This is a genomic window from Pseudobdellovibrionaceae bacterium (assembly GCA_023898385.1).
Classification (GTDB): domain Bacteria; phylum Bdellovibrionota; class Bdellovibrionia; order Bdellovibrionales; family UBA1609.
Genome location: CP060220.1, coordinates 1053481 through 1068228, shown reverse-complemented (window position 1 = coordinate 1068228; position 14748 = coordinate 1053481). Strand labels below are relative to the sequence as shown.

Genomic DNA, 14748 nt, shown 5'->3' with positions numbered 1-14748 from the left:
AGGAGGCATAATGGCAAGTGCAAAAACCACTGAGGTGTTCCCATGCACGGTGGAACAATTTTATGCGATTATTACAGATTACGAGAATTATCCGGAGTTTTTGTCAGAGGTGAAGCAGTGCCGCGTCGTGGGTGAAGAAAACGGTCAAAAAGTAGTAGAGTATGATGTTTCCATGATTAAAAATTTCTCGTACCGTTTGGCTATGACTGAAGAAGTAAACAAAAAAGTCAGCTGGTCATTTGAGTCGGGCGATATATTTAAGTCTCTGCAGGGGTATTGGGAGCTGGAAGATGAAGCGGGAAAATGTCGGGCCACGTATTCGGTCGAGGCAAAATTTAATCTGTTCGTGCCAGGTCCAGTGGCCAAAGCCTTGGTCAATGTGAACCTGCCCAATATGATGAGCAGTTATCACAAACGAGTGGCAGAACTTTACGGTTAAGGCTGGACTAGGGTAGGGATTCTATTTTACTACCATAAGAATTGACTCTGTTTTGCCGAAATAGAGTTATGGGTTCTTTTCTGCTCTCATTGGCATCAGTGATTTTATTTTGTCTGTGTAGTCATCAACTGGCTCGCGCCGTTGTGCGGCCTGCTGTTTTGGTGTCGGTCCCGAATTTTTCAAAGCGAGCTTTGAAAATAGAGCGATACTACAGAATCCTCGCCTGGGGATTGATGTCTGCTGTGCTGATGGTCTCAATGATTTTGTCTTTTCTTGAGACCTTTCAGATCTTTCTTTAATTCAAAAAAAGAGGCGCCCGTTATTGGGATAGAGGCTCACGCACAGAGTTGCCGACTCGTTCTTTTGAAATGGTCTGAGCCGTGTAGTTTTCATGGGCATTCGTGTAGTCACGGCGTTTTAAGTATTGGCTGATTTCTACCGGCTCTAAAAAAGGCGATGTATTGAGGTATCCAGAAATAAACTCAAGCGGATTTTCCCGCCGTTCAGAGAGGCTTTTCATGGCCATTGCTGTTTGATGGATAAATTTCCAGGCCTGAGCTTGTTCTGCCGTGGCACTCACCTTGGCCATCTTTTGAAGGGTGATGTGGAAAAAGCCAGAGAGCTCTTGTCCCTCATAGTGGCTGTCGCATTGAAAAATAAGCTGATCGATAAATTGAAGGCGGTATTTTTCTTCTAAGAGCAGCGTCCTGAGGTTTAGAACTTGAGCGTTGACGAATTGAGCGGAGCGCGAATCGTCAAAGACCTTGGCCTCCGGCGGGGCTGTGTTTTCTGTTGCAGCGAGGGTTGAGGTGATTTCTTTTTCAATATTGTGAAGTCGTTCCAGGTGCCGAGTTTTAATTTGGGTGAGGTCTTTGATTAGGTCAGATTTATTCATAACGGCCCCTTGCGCGGAAAGAAGGGGGAGGGCCGGCAGTACTACTGCCAGCCCGATAATTAGGGGGATGGGGGATATTAAAAATCTAAAAAAAACAAACATGTTGTTTTAGAGTATTGCAATGGATTGGCCTAGTTGACTCACCCCAGATCAAACCAATTGGAGATGAGGGCCAATAGGCTTTGTGTGACAAATTTTGTTGGTCGGCTGACCAGGGGCCAGGTGCGAGAGGTAACTTTTGATCTCCCTCCATGGGAGTGATAGGAAAACTCCCATGGAACACGGCGCTCGTCATAACGAAAAAAGACCTCTAGAGGCCTTTGAGTATTCTATTCTCAGATCACTAATGCCTTTGGCGCTTTCTCAGAGAACGCTGTTTTTGGGTGTTTCCGGTGGGTTGGACTCTGTGGCGATGATGCATATTATGCATCGATTGGTGCCATATTTAGATTGTCAGATGGCTGTTATTCACGTGCACCACGGGAGGGGGTCAGCTACTCAAGAAGAGTTCCGGCGTGGCAGTTATGATTTTGTGAAGTCTCTCTGTAAAGAGTATCAAGTCCCATTTCATAGTAATTTTCAACCACCTGGTACTTGGACTTTAATACCTGAAGCCCCCCTGCGGGCGGAAGGGGAGCTGCGGGAGATTCGTTTTAAAGTGTTTGAGGAAGCGATGAAAAAGGCGCCCCCTTCAGGAAATCCCCTGCTGACCTTAGCTCATCATGCGGATGACTTATTAGAAACCCGTATGATGCGACTGATTCGCGGTGTGGGTCCGCAAGGGGTTCAGGCCATGGTGAATTACGATGGGAAAATTTTAAGACCTCTACTGACATTATCCAGGAACTCTTTTGAGTACGCCGTTCAGGGTTTAAGGGTTGGATGATCTCAAATGAAAAAATTTGGAGCCCCTTCGCAACTGGATGCGTCATAAATGGTTACCTGAATTGGAGAGTCGACAACCAGGGGCTGTGCAACGCCTCGGACAATCCTTGCAAGCACTGTCTGAGGCGGGGCCGAACGCTGAGGAGTCATGGGCAGAGGGTGTTTTTTCAGGACCGAGTTTCAGTCGCCAGTTCTACCTAGAATTGAGTGTGAGTGGGCAAAAACGGCTATTGGCTCGATTCATGCGTCAACAGGGGATGAAAAATTACTCGCAAAGCCATATCGAAGAAGTTTTAAAGCGCCTTGACAAAAGTCAGAAAGACTTCACATTTTCACTACTTAAATATAGTTGGAAAGTGAGTCCAACAACAGTGACAGTCACGCCTATACAGCGTTGAGTCCAGTACAGTTAATGACAACAAGTTTGAGCTCATTTCGGCGGCCGTGTTATTCTAAAGAGGCCTAAGATACGGCCACTTTAAAAGGGAAGGTCAATATGCGAACATCACAGAAAACTCTAGCTATGTGGGCTATATTTGCCGTGGTCATTGTGCTTTTGTATCAAATGTATGAAGTGCAAAACCGTGAAATAATCCGTGACTTCAATTACTCAAAGTTTGAGCAAGCGGTTAAGAATAAAGAAATCAAAGAAGGCAGCATTGTCTTTCGCGATGGTGAGATTCTTGGCGAAATTGATGCGCCGTTCTTGGAAGGCTACCGCGGTAAACGCTTTCAAATTGTTGGGAATACCGAAACCGATGGTGGGTACAAGCTTTTAAAAGATAACGGATACATTCCCAATTATGAAAGAGCTGATAACTCGCTTTTGACCTCCGTGTTTTTAAATTGGCTGCCCCTTATTTTAATTTTCGGTTTGTTTATTTTCTTGTTCCGTCAATTGCAGGCTGGTGGTGGGAAGGCAATGAGTTTTGGCAAAAGTCGAGCGCGACTACTCACCGAAAACAAAAACAAAGTGACTTTTAAAGATGTTGCCGGTGTGGAAGAGGCAAAAGAAGAGCTTGCAGAAATCGTTCAGTTCCTAAAGGAACCTAAAAAGTTCACCCGCTTAGGTGGACGAATTCCCAAGGGTGTGTTGTTGGTGGGGCCCCCAGGAACAGGTAAAACATTGTTGGCTCGCGCGGTGGCTGGTGAAGCCAATGTTCCCTTTTTCACAATCTCTGGATCCGACTTCGTAGAAATGTTTGTGGGCGTGGGTGCAAGCCGAGTGCGAGATTTGTTCGAGCAAGGAAAAAAGAATGCACCCTGTTTGATTTTTATCGATGAAATCGACGCTGTGGGAAGACACCGTGGTGCGGGTATGGGCGGTGGCCACGATGAACGCGAACAAACACTGAATCAGCTTCTTGTAGAAATGGATGGTTTTGAAAGTAATGAAGGTGTGATCCTCATTGCGGCGACAAACCGCCCTGATGTCCTTGACCCGGCGTTGTTGCGACCAGGCCGTTTTGATCGACGAGTCGTGGTGAATAAGCCAGATCTTGTCGGGCGCGAGAAGATTCTCGGTGTGCATGTGAGAAAAACACCTTTGGCTTCTGATGTTGATCTTGAAAAAGTGGCTCGCGGGACACCTGGGTTTAGTGGTGCCGATCTTGAAAATCTAGTGAATGAAGCGGCCTTGATTGCCGCCCGTGAAGATAAACATAAAGTGACCATGCATGACTTCGAAAAAGCCAAAGACAAGGTCTTGATGGGTTCAGAACGCCGATCAATGGTCATTAGCGAGGAAGATAAGCGTATCACCGCCTATCATGAAGCGGGCCACACACTGGTGGGCAAGAAGCTTCCGGGCATGGATCCCATTCACAAGGTATCTATCATACCCCGTGGCATGGCGTTGGGTGTGACTCAGACACTTCCGAAAGAAGACACTCTCAATCTGACGAAAAGCAAGGCGACAAATACCATTGCGTTTTTGTTTGGGGGGAGAGCAGCTGAGGAAATTATATTTGAAGATTACACCACAGGTGCGGGTAACGATATTGAGCGGGCCACTGACTTGGCACGAAGCATGGTTTGCGAGTGGGGTATGAGTGAGAAAATCGGACCACTAGCCCTTGAGCGTCGAGAAGGACCGGTCTTTTTAGGCATGCAATCAAGCCAGTCCAAAGAGTATTCGGATTCAAAGGCTGAGGAAATCGACAAAGAGGTTTATCGATTGGTGACAGAGGGTCATGAAAAGGCCAAGCAAATTCTTCGGGAAAATGTAGATGTGCTTCATAACTTGGCAAAAGCTTTGCTGGAGCATGAAACCATTGACGGCGAAGAAGTAAATTCTCTTATTGAAGGTATGAGTCTAGAGGAAATGTCAAAGCGACGGGGCCACCTTAAAGAAAAGATGGCTGCTGAGCAAAAAGAAGCCGCTGAAAAAGCAGAACAACAAGAGCGACTTGAAAAATCTAAGAAAGAAGACCCACAAGGGGGACGAGACCCCATGGGAAATCCAGGGCCAATAACAGCATAGGGAAACATTGGGGCTAGAAACTTGGTTTGAGCAGCTAGAGACCATCGGTCGAACGTTACATTTAATGGACGTGTTGGACTTGTTTTTGGTGTGGCTGGTGTTTTACCGGGTTTTGCTGCTGATTCGGCATTCAGGAGCGATACAAATCCTCACGGGGATTGCGGTCTTGGCATTGGGATTCAAACTCAGTGGTTGGCTTGAACTCCACACACTTCATCTTATACTTGAGATGTTTTTTTCAAACCTCTTTCTTGTTGCCGTTATTTTGTTTCAAGGCGAGATCCGGCGGGCGTTGGCACAAATAGGCAGTCGACCGTTTATGGGGGGGCAAACCTCTATTCAAGCCTCTCATGTCATAGAGGAACTGGCGCAAGGGTCCATTCAATTGGCTCAGAAGGGTTGGGGGGCTTTGATTGTGATCGAGCGGGAAATTGCCTTAGATTATTTCGTGGAGCCAGGAACCACCATTGATGGGGAAGTGCGAGCGCCAGTGATCAATTCTTTGTTTCATCCGGCAAGTCCATTACATGATGGTGCGATGATCGTGCGTAACGGCCGCATTCTATCAGCCGGCAACTTTTTGCCGTTAAGCAAAAACCCAGCCTTGGATAAAAATTTAGGAACCCGGCATCGAGCGGCTATTGGTCTCACAGAAGAGACCGATGCTGTCGTATTAGTGGTGAGTGAGGAAAATAAATCAGTGAGTGGGGTTCAGTCGGGAAAACTCAGCACGGAATTGGACCATAGTGGATTACGCACTTTTCTTTACGAAATTTATGGCATGGTGCCGGGCTCAGAGGCGCGGGGGAGTTCATGAAACCCAGAGAAACGGGAGCGTTGCATTGGTTGTTTGAGAGCTGGCAATATAAATTGATTGCCTTCGTATTGGCTTTTATTGTTTGGCTAGCCGTGTTGGTCGGTCGAATCAATGAGAGAACTATTGAAAGCATCGGCGTGCCCTTGCATGGGCCGCAAACAGAGAGTGTAGAGCATGAGTGAGTCAAAAAGTAATTCAAAGAAAAAGACATCTAATTCGTTGGTCCCCAATAAACCTACCACCGGACAACGTCCGAGGCTTTTTGGTACCGATGGTATTCGCGGGACATCGGGCCGTTTCCCCATGACACCCGAGGTGGTGGTAAAGGTCGGCCAGGCCATGGGATACCTTTTGCGACAAAACCCCAGTCGTCGAGGTGGTGGGGCTCGTACGGTGCTGATTGGTAAAGACACTCGATTGTCGGGCTATATGATTGAGCAGGCATTGGCCAGCGGCCTCAACTCCATGGGAGTGCGCGTGCAGCTGACCGGTCCACTGCCCACGCCGGGAATTGGGTTTGTTGCGCAAAATATGCGAGCTGATGCAGGGATTGTGATTTCCGCATCCCATAATGCTTATTATGACAACGGCATTAAGATATTTGGACCTGATGGTTTTAAAATTCCAGATGAGATGGAGCGTGAAATTGAGCGGCTTGTGTTTGAAGTGGATCTCAATGGTATGCTGGCTGATCCAGATGAGATTGGTCGCAGTCGCCGAATAGAAGATGCGGCTGGTCGATACATTGTGTATGCCAAAAATGCGTTTCCCCTAAATTTGAGTCTTGATGGTTTGAGAATTGTTTTGGATTGCGCAAATGGCAGTGCTTATCGAGTGGCTCCAGCTATTTTTGAAGAATTGGGTGCTGAAGTGATCGTTCTGGGCAATGATCCCAATGGTTTCAATATCAATGATAAAACTGGAGCGCTATACCCAGATAAAACGGCCCAGGCTGTATTAAAATATCGGGCCGATGTGGGCATCAGTCTTGATGGTGATGCAGACCGAGTGATTATGGTGGATAACAAAGGTCATCTCGTGAATGGAGATCATATCCTAGCTATTGCTGCGATTCATTTGGCGAAGAAAAACAAATTGCCAAAAGAGACAATCGTCGCCACGCAAATGAGCAACATTGGCTTGGATAATCTTCTCAAACAATATGGCGTGAAAGTGGTGCGAACCTCTGTGGGTGATAAGTATGTTGTGGATGAAATGCGCCGAAATGGTTATGTGCTGGGCGGAGAGCAATCGGGTCACATTATATTTTTAGAACACAGCACGACGGGTGATGGATGTGTGGCCGCACTTAATGTGCTTGCTGTGATGCAAGCTGAAAATAAAACATTGGCTGAGCTCAATGAGCTGATGGTCGATTTGCCCCAAGTATTGATCAATACGCGTGTGGGTCATCGGCGTGAATTGAGCGACTTGCCCGGATATAACCAACTGATTGTTGATGTTGAAAATAAACTAGCCGGGGCTGGCCGCGTGTTTGTTCGATTTTCAGGTACAGAACCCGTGGTCCGCGTGCTCGTCGAGGGGCCTGATAAACGATTGATCAGCCAATATGCTGAAGAGATTGCCTCTTTTCTGCAAAAACATTTAGCGGATTAGATAGGGGAGTTTTGCATGCGATTAGCCACGGTGAGCCAGTGTCGCGAAGTGGATCGAATGGCCATGGAGGTTTATGGTTTAAGCGGCGAGGTTCTAATGGAGTCCGCAGGTGCACTGGCGGCGCGTGAAATCGACCAATCTTTCTACCCCGAACTGCAAAGGGGCCTCACCAGTATAGTATGTGGACCTGGAAACAACGGAGGCGATGGTTTGGTGCTGGCAAGGCACCTGCACTCGGCAGGGCATCGAGATGTGGTAGCCTTTGTCTTGGCTCCTGAGGGGCAGCGCTCTGAGTTATTTAAAGTGCAACTGCATCGGGCGGAGCTGCACGGGTTGCGCGTGGTGGATGTGCAAGCGAGTCCTGAAAAACTAGAGCAGATCAAAAGTTCATCGCTACTTATAGATGCTCTTTTTGGCATTGGATTGTCGCGTCCCTTAGAAGGCGAGTGGTTGCAGTTAGTAGACCTAATGAACTCTGTGCGGGCTCCGCTTGTGGCATTAGATGCGCCGTCGGGTTTGGATTGTGACCGCGGTGTGGTGTTGGGGGCCGTCGCGAAGGCCGATATGACATTGGCTTTTGGTTTAGCCAGGCCGGGATTTTTTACGGCCGATGGACCGCACAACGTGGGACGCCTTCGGGTGTTACCCATCGGATATCCTTTTGAGTGTTTAAGAGGTGTGGCCACTTCTCATTTTGCATTTACCGAAAAATTAGCCAGACGATATTTACCCCGCTACGGTGAGCGGTCTAACAAAACGGATCACGGTCGGTTGTTGGTGTTGGCTGGCTCAGAGGGGCATTGGGGAGCCGGCGTACTAGCAGCCGGAGCGGCTTATCGCGTGGGTGCCGGTCTTGTGACTTGGGCGAGTTTTGATTCCCCCCATCGGCAGATCGTTGATGCCCCTGAAATACTCACAGACGTCATTAGTGAAGAGTTGGTTAAAAGTAATCACTTCCAAGCTGTGGCTGTGGGGCCAGGGTTGGGCATCAATGAGGAGACGGCCAAAGTCATTAAATGGTTAAAGCAGTCAAAAGCTCAGGTGGTTTTGGATGCCGATGCGATCACGGCTTGTGTGAATTTCAACTTGTTCCCACTTCCGGAGTCTTGGGTGTTGACGCCTCATGCTGGTGAATTGGCCCGAGTTATTGGCATGGAGACTTCTGAAATTGAAAAAGATCGTTACCATGCGGCGTTGCTAGGACATAAAAAAAGTGGCGCCCATGTATTGTTAAAGGGATATAGAAGTATTTTAGCTTATCAAGATCGTTACATGGTGATCACGGCTGGTAATGCGGCGTTGGCCACAGCCGGAACCGGAGACGTGCTTACAGGTATGATCGGGGGCCTATTGGCGCAGGGGTTAGAGCCCGTTCAGGGAACGGCTACAGCCACCTATTTGCACGGTCGAATGGCCGATGAGTGGGTGAGAGTGGGTAAGCATCAGGCCGCATTGACGGCTTCTGATTTACGAGACCAACTTCCCCTCTTGATGGGTCGAATGGTTGACGGAACACTGATTTAGGTAGTTATGCGAACATTACACAAAGAAGAAACAGTATCCATTGCATCGCTTTCGGACCTTGAAGCCTATGTTGGCGAGTTTGTTGGCCGCATTGGCCCCCATGCGCTGGTGTTACTCAGTGGGCCCTTGGGGGCGGGTAAAACACAGTTTGTGCGTTATTTCGCTGGGGCCCTGGGAGTGCTCGATGTGAGTTCGCCAAGTTTTGCCTTGCATAATGAGTACGTGTTGCCAGACACGACTATAGATCATGTTGACCTTTATCGCTTGGGCGATGAGATGGACTTAGAGAGCATGGGATTTTGGGATCTATTTGAAAAAGATCATGGTTACATACTGGTCGAGTGGGCTGATCGCATTGATAAAAATATGTTTCCGCCGCAATGGCCTGTTGTAGAAGTTCAGATTATTGCAGATCGAAAAGTCGGAGACACTCGCATATTGCAGGTCAGGCACTTCGCTTAGGCCGCGTTCACCAATTTATTTTGAATAGTTTCTAGAAGGTGGGCCGCCATTTTTTCAGTTTCAATCAGAACTTGATTGGTGAAACTTTCTTTTGTGCCGATGCACAAAAGCATTCCAATCATATGGGCTCCAGATTTAAGCGGAACCAAAGTCAAACTCTCAGGCAATTCGGCAAAACCCCAATTTTGAAAGTACTGATTGTTTGCGGCACTCTTTGCCATATGACCATGATAGGGCATACCCGTGCGATGAACGATTCTGAAAACGCTAGGTCGACTTAAATCAACGGGCTGAAAGGCCTCGTCGCTGGCGGGCTGCAGCTGGGGGTCCCACTTCCAAAGATTGAGATTTTCTCCGTTGTAGACAAGAATTTGCGCGGCTATAAAATTTTTATGAAGCTTGTTAAAGAAATACAAGGCCACTTCATTCTCGTTATTGGCGGCATCGGCTGACTCTGGGTTTGGAATTCCCACAAGGGAATTTTCTCGGGATAGGGTGGCGGCAGGCGCGGGTTTCTTTTGCGCGGGGGTAGGTTCAGGGGCCGCAGCAGCTTCAGGCCTTGCCTTTTGTTTATGGGTTTCAGACTGGGAGAATTCACCCAGCCCTGACTGATCTAGCCGGGTTTTTATAATCGAAAGGCCTTCAGGCTCTAGTTCTTCAATCGTGGCGGCAGATGGGCTCATATCAGGTGTGCCCATGCCCTGGGGAGCTAATTCTAAATTAGCCTCGCCGACGGTGCCAAGATCAAGCCCGTCCATGACTTCAATTTGATTTTGAGTGGCTTCAATTTCTTGATCAAATAGGGCTGCAGGATCACTGTTCGTGGAGTTAGTGGTTACTTGTGATTCGCGGGAAGGAGTGTCAGCCATAGTGGCTTCCACTTCGGTGTACTCAGAAGTTTCAACGCCCTCAAACGAGTTGTCATCAATGGCATTGAGATCGAGGTCCGATTCAGAAACTTGTGCTTTCGTTACCGTTTGTTGGTGAGCCTGCATCTGGGAGCGCGTCATGGTTTTTGTTTTTTCAATTTCTTCATGGAGTCGGTTCCAATAATCAGACAGCGCATGGGGTGAGGCTAAGATGTAGCGTACAGGAAAGCTCCAATTCACCTCTTTTGGGGGTTCCGTACAGGCAACAAACACCACACCATCCCATTGATCCACCGGCACCATTTGGGCCGACCAATTTGCCACAGATTGAATGGTATTCCAAAGCTCTACGCTAGGAGTATGCAGAAAGTATTCATTAGCCGCGCTAGGAATTTCGTAGAAATCCCGAGCCCAATTCAAATAATGATCCAGGGACAGCTTCTTCTCGCTCAGAGCCCAGAAGGTTACAGAAACGCCTTTAGGCGTGGCCTGGATCCATTGATCATATTTTTCTGGAGAAACCTTAAGTGGCTCAACCCATGGCTTTAACATCTTCATACAACTATCCTTCGGTATTTCCTCGAGAAACCTTAATATGGTGGGAGGAATTTTCACCCCAACTTGAGGCCAAGGTCGGGTTATGGTAGCTTGCCTCGATATGACAACCCCCATCAAGCTCTTGTCTGAGCCCCAACGAGTCTATCTCGATCACAATGCAACGACCCCGTTGGCCCACGGCATAGTCGATGCCATGCCCCAGTGGCTGGAGAAGTGGGGAAATCCCAGTTCCATACATTGGTCGGGTCGCGAGCCCAAAGCGCTGCTAAGAAACAGTCGGCAGGCGGTGGCTCAATTTGTGGGTGCGAATTCATTAGAAATTGTATTTACCAGTGGGGGCAGTGAAGCCAATAACATGGCTTTGAAGGGTGTTTTCTTTCCTATTTTGCAAAAAATGCTCTCGGGCGAAACACCTCCGAGACGAGAACTTGTGATCAGTGCGGTGGAGCACCCCAGTATTGTAAAGGCCGCTGAGTCGTTGCAAGAGTGGGGCATAGTGGTTCACCGGGTGCCGGTGTCTCGGAACGGAGAGCTTGATTTTGAATTCCTCACCTCTGTAGTTAACGAAAAGACAGCTCTGGTCTCGGTGATGTACGCAAACAACGAGACTGGACATTGTTTTCCCATCGCTAAAATCTCAAAATTGGTGCGGGAACAGGCGGGGGCTTTATTTCACTGCGATGGCGTGCAGGCCCTGGGTAAGGCGGCAGTGGATGTGAAGCGTTGGGGAGTTGATATGGCCAGTTTTTCCGGCCACAAGTTTTATGCATTAAAGGGCTGTGGCTTCTTGTACATTCGAAAAGGTTTAAATTTGCCGTCACTGATTCACGGTGGGGGCCAGGAGCGACGGCGGCGAGCGGGAACAGAAAACACCGTGGCCATAGCTTCTTTAGGTTACGTGGTAGAGCATTGGGGCTCGCATGTCTCAAGTCAAAGAGAGCGGCTGGCAGCACTCCGGGATCAAATGGAAGATTCTATCTTAGAAAGTATTTCTGATGTGACCGTTGCCGGCCGCGAAGGCAAGCGAATGGGCAATACGTCGAGCCTGATGATTGCCGGTGTGGATGGAGAAAGTCTTCTGATGAACCTCGATATCCTTGGGTTTTCTGTGAGCACGGGGGCCGCGTGCAGTTCAGGCAATCCAGAGCCGAGCCCGGTGCTTTTGGCTATGGGATTGAGTCGAGATGAAGCACAATCCTCGTTGCGTTTGAGCCTGGGATGGGGCACAACCGAGGGCGAGATTAAGCGTTTTGTAGAGGCGTTGGTCAGTGTCGTGGAACGACTGCGGTCGTTTGTCGGTGGAACAGAGGAGTCTTCCAATGGCTGAAAAAAAGCGAGTGCTGGTGGCCATGAGTGGTGGAGTGGATAGTTCTGTGGCGGCGGCCTTGCTTGTCGAGCAAGGGTACGAAGTTGTGGGCGTGACCATGCAAGTGTGGGATTACTCTCAAAGCGAGTGTTCCATGGAAGAAGGTCATGGGACCTGTTGTTCAAGTATTGATGTTGATGATGCCCGGGCCGTGGCAGACCACCTTAAAATACCTTTTTATGTCGTTAACTGTGAGGCCAAGTTTAAACACAAAGTGATAGACGATTTTGTTGAATCCTACAGCCAGGGTCGTACGCCAATTCCATGTGTCAACTGCAACACGTATTTAAAGTTTGATCATCTCTATCAAAAAATGCGTGAGTTGGGTTGTGATTACTTGGCGACAGGTCATTACGCCAAAGTTCAACCAAGCCCTGTATCAGGTCGACCGGCCATCGTGACCAGTGCAGATACTTGGAAAGACCAAACTTACTTTTTGTTTACTTTAAATCCTGAGATTATTCCGCACCTGTTGTTTCCCGTTGGGGATTGGGAAAAGCCCCGATTGCGTGAGTACGCTGAAGAGCACGGTTTGCCGGTGGCGAACAAAAAAGATTCCACGGGAATCTGTTTTATCGGAAAAACCAACTATGCAGATTTTGTGGAGCGCCATCTGGCCACAGACTCGATCAAGCCGGGTCTTTTGCGCCGGTATCCCCAAGGTGAGATCCTGGGTGAACACAGCGGAATTCATCGGTTCACCTATGGTCAGAGAAAAGGTCTTGGTGTATCAGATTCGGAGCCCCTCTATGTTGTAAAGATCGATGCAGACACAGCTACGGTATGGTTAGGTCGCGATGAAAGTCTCTACAGCCGAGAACTCGATATTTTTGACACTAATCTTTTGGATGAAGTCGAAGAGGGTGAGCGCCTTAAAGTGAAGATTCGATTTCACCACGGTGGCTCGTGGGCCCATATCACTACAAAAAACCAAAAAGGGTCGTTTCATATTGAGTTTGAAGAACCCCAGCGGGCCATTACCCCAGGTCAGGCCGCAGTTTTTTATCGGGGTGAACAACTTGTAGGTGGTGGATGGATCAGATAACTCTCCCCATCAAAACATACGGTTGCAAGGTGAACTCCTACGACACAGGTTTGTTGCAACAAAGACTCAAGCCGCTTGAGGGTTATGAACGCCCCATATATATTTTAAATACCTGTGCTGTGACCGCCGAAGCGACAAAAGAAGCCGTGAGGGAAGTGCGCCGAATTAAAAGAAAATCACCGAATACCTTGGTGGTGGTCACTGGCTGTGCCGCACAAGTGGACACCGACCAATTTGAGCAGCTCTCTGAAGCCGATCTGGTTGTGGCCAACAGTCATAAAGGTGATTTGCACGAAATCATTTTCAATCACCTCAACGGACACAGTGAGCAGAAGGTTTTTAAATCAAATATTTTTAAAAAAGAAGATTTAGAGGCTGGCGGGGGACAAGAACATCAACACACGCGCAGTTTTTTAAAGATCCAAGATGGATGTAATAGTTTTTGCACATTTTGTGTGATTCCCTTTGCTCGCGGAAAAAGTCGAAGCATTCCTGTAAATCAACTTGTGGCCAAGGTGAACGAGTTGCACACTCAAGGTGTCAACGAAGTGGTGATCACGGGAGTCCATATTGGGGATTATGAGGACGACGCTGGTGGCCGCTCAAACCGTTTAGAAGATCTCATTGAGCAGATGCTCAAAAACACAAAAATGCCTCGATTTCGGGTGTCTAGTCTTGAGCCCATTGAACTGACTCCAAGACTGTTAGATTTGTATGCTGATGATCGTATGTGCCGGCATTTTCACATGAGTATGCAAAGTGCGCAGACAAGAGTCCTTAAGGATATGAAGCGAAACTACGGTCAAGTCGAAGTCAAAAACAGTCTGATGCAAATATATAATCGCTATCCAGAGGCGTTTGTGGGCATGGATGTGATTGTTGGTTTCCCTGGTGAGACGGAGTCTGAATTTCAGGAGACCTACGATTGTTTCAGTGAGTTGCCGTGGACGCGGATTCATGTATTCCCCTATAGCCCGAGGCCAGGCACTTATGCGGCCCGCTTAGAAAACCCAGTGCCTCGCCACGAAATATTAAAACGAGCCCAGCGCCTTCGAGAACTGAGCGACGGGCGATATGCCGAAAAGGCTCTGTTACAAGTGGGATCGATGAAGCAGGTTCTGGTTTTAAAAAGTCCTTCCTATGGCGCAACGGGATTGGCCCGTGACTATTGGCCTGTGGCGTTTGAGGCTTCTGACGTGGAGCCTGGACAAGAATTGTCGGTGAAGATAAGGGGATATGACTATTCCTCGGCGTCGCGATCTGAGGGGTGCTTAAGTGGTGAAGTTGTTTATTGAGGAGACGATAATATGAAAAACGAAGCAGATCGACAGATGGAAGAAGAGCATGCACAGTGGAAGGCCGACCACGAAATGTGGAAGCGAGACATTGGACAATGGCGGTCGGATCATTTTGAAATGCAGCGAATGCTTGTTGAGATTGAAAACGCAGTTCGCACCTACGAGTCTCTGCTAGAGGACCATGAAGAGGCAATGATCAAGCATGAAGCTCATATCAGGGGCCATGAAAATGCCATGTTGGTGGGCACAGAGAGTGGCGAGACCGCCGGAGAGCTAGTCCGTGCCCACGATGAAGAGGGCCAGCGTCATCAACATCAGTCCACCCATCACGAGGCCTTCAAAAAGCGCCACGAAGTGCTTTTTCAACACATGAAAGCCCTCTATCAAGAGGTTTCAGAGTCCTGAAAAGGGGCCTGATCCGCGCTGTGCGCGGATCTTGAGAAATCTTTCAGGCCTTGATCGCCGATGATTGACGCCAGGCGTATAAATTG

At 48.3% G+C, this 14748-nt stretch carries 15 protein-coding genes; 13 read left to right on the top strand and 2 right to left on the bottom strand.

Annotated features, from left to right (window positions below; all coding sequences use genetic code 11):
- The first annotated feature begins 10 nt into the window (after nt 1-10).
- Nucleotides 11-439, top strand: coding sequence for an SRPBCC family protein (locus tag H6626_04575; GenBank protein USN48369.1), 429 nt, complete (start codon nt 11-13; stop codon nt 437-439).
- Nucleotides 440-758: 319 nt separating this feature from the next.
- Here the strand turns inward: H6626_04575 and H6626_04570 are convergent, their stop codons facing one another.
- Entirely contained in the window at nt 759-1334 is a 576-nt protein-coding gene (locus H6626_04570) for a hypothetical protein (GenBank protein USN48368.1), read from the bottom strand.
- A gap of 274 nt (nt 1335-1608) precedes the next feature.
- On the opposite strand from H6626_04570, the gene tilS reads away from it, so the two are divergent.
- The 8 genes from tilS to tsaE all read left to right on the top strand — a co-directional run bounded on the left by tilS (nt 1609) and on the right by tsaE (nt 9121).
- Entirely contained in the window at nt 1609-2220 is a 612-nt protein-coding gene (gene tilS, locus H6626_04565; GenBank protein ID USN48367.1) for a tRNA lysidine(34) synthetase TilS, read from the top strand.
- A gap of 37 nt (nt 2221-2257) precedes the next feature.
- Nucleotides 2258-2617 (top strand): hypothetical protein, encoded by a 360-nt coding sequence (locus H6626_04560; protein ID USN48366.1) that lies wholly within the window; start codon nt 2258-2260, stop codon nt 2615-2617.
- Nucleotides 2618-2715: 98 nt separating this feature from the next.
- Complete coding sequence (locus tag H6626_04555) at nt 2716-4701, top strand: ATP-dependent metallopeptidase FtsH/Yme1/Tma family protein (GenBank protein USN48365.1); 1986 nt, start codon at nt 2716-2718, stop codon at nt 4699-4701.
- Between the two features lie 64 nt (nt 4702-4765).
- Nucleotides 4766-5518 (top strand): TIGR00159 family protein, encoded by a 753-nt coding sequence (locus H6626_04550; protein ID USN48953.1) that lies wholly within the window; start codon nt 4766-4768, stop codon nt 5516-5518.
- A complete protein-coding gene (locus H6626_04545) occupies nt 5515-5700 on the top strand; it encodes a hypothetical protein (GenBank protein USN48364.1) in 186 nt (61 codons plus the stop codon). Before H6626_04550 ends, H6626_04545 begins: the two co-directional genes overlap by 4 nt.
- Nucleotides 5693-7135, top strand: a complete 1443-nt coding sequence (locus tag H6626_04540) for a phosphoglucosamine mutase (GenBank protein ID USN48363.1) — start codon at nt 5693-5695, stop codon at nt 7133-7135. The genes H6626_04545 and H6626_04540 overlap by 8 nt, the downstream gene beginning before the upstream one ends.
- Nucleotides 7136-7150: 15 nt before the next feature.
- On the top strand, nt 7151-8659 hold the full coding sequence (locus H6626_04535; protein USN48362.1) for an NAD(P)H-hydrate dehydratase: 1509 nt from the start codon (nt 7151-7153) through the stop codon (nt 8657-8659).
- A 6-nt stretch (nt 8660-8665) separates the two neighbouring features.
- Nucleotides 8666-9121: a tRNA (adenosine(37)-N6)-threonylcarbamoyltransferase complex ATPase subunit type 1 TsaE gene (gene tsaE, locus H6626_04530; protein ID USN48361.1), complete on the top strand. Its 456-nt coding sequence runs from the start codon at nt 8666-8668 to the stop codon at nt 9119-9121.
- On the opposite strand, the gene H6626_04525 is transcribed toward tsaE, so the two are convergent.
- Complete coding sequence (locus tag H6626_04525) at nt 9118-10548, bottom strand: hypothetical protein (protein ID USN48360.1); 1431 nt, start codon at nt 10546-10548, stop codon at nt 9118-9120. The two genes, tsaE and H6626_04525, sit on opposite strands and share 4 nt — an antisense overlap.
- 100 nt (nt 10549-10648) lie before the next feature.
- Here H6626_04525 and H6626_04520 point away from each other — a divergent pair, with 100 nt between their 5' ends.
- Genes H6626_04520 through H6626_04505 form a run of 4 tightly spaced genes read left to right on the top strand, consistent with a single transcriptional unit; the run spans nt 10649 to nt 14662 of the window.
- Nucleotides 10649-11875, top strand: coding sequence for a cysteine desulfurase (locus H6626_04520; GenBank protein USN48359.1), 1227 nt, complete (start codon nt 10649-10651; stop codon nt 11873-11875).
- Nucleotides 11868-12959, top strand: coding sequence for a tRNA 2-thiouridine(34) synthase MnmA (gene mnmA, locus H6626_04515; GenBank protein USN48358.1), 1092 nt, complete (start codon nt 11868-11870; stop codon nt 12957-12959). Before H6626_04520 ends, mnmA begins: the two co-directional genes overlap by 8 nt.
- Nucleotides 12947-14254, top strand: coding sequence for a tRNA (N(6)-L-threonylcarbamoyladenosine(37)-C(2))-methylthiotransferase MtaB (mtaB, locus tag H6626_04510; GenBank protein USN48357.1), 1308 nt, complete (start codon nt 12947-12949; stop codon nt 14252-14254). Before mnmA ends, mtaB begins: the two co-directional genes overlap by 13 nt.
- A 12-nt stretch (nt 14255-14266) precedes the next feature.
- A complete protein-coding gene (locus H6626_04505; GenBank protein ID USN48356.1) occupies nt 14267-14662 on the top strand; it encodes a hypothetical protein in 396 nt (131 codons plus the stop codon).
- Nucleotides 14663-14748: the final 86 nt, after the last annotated feature.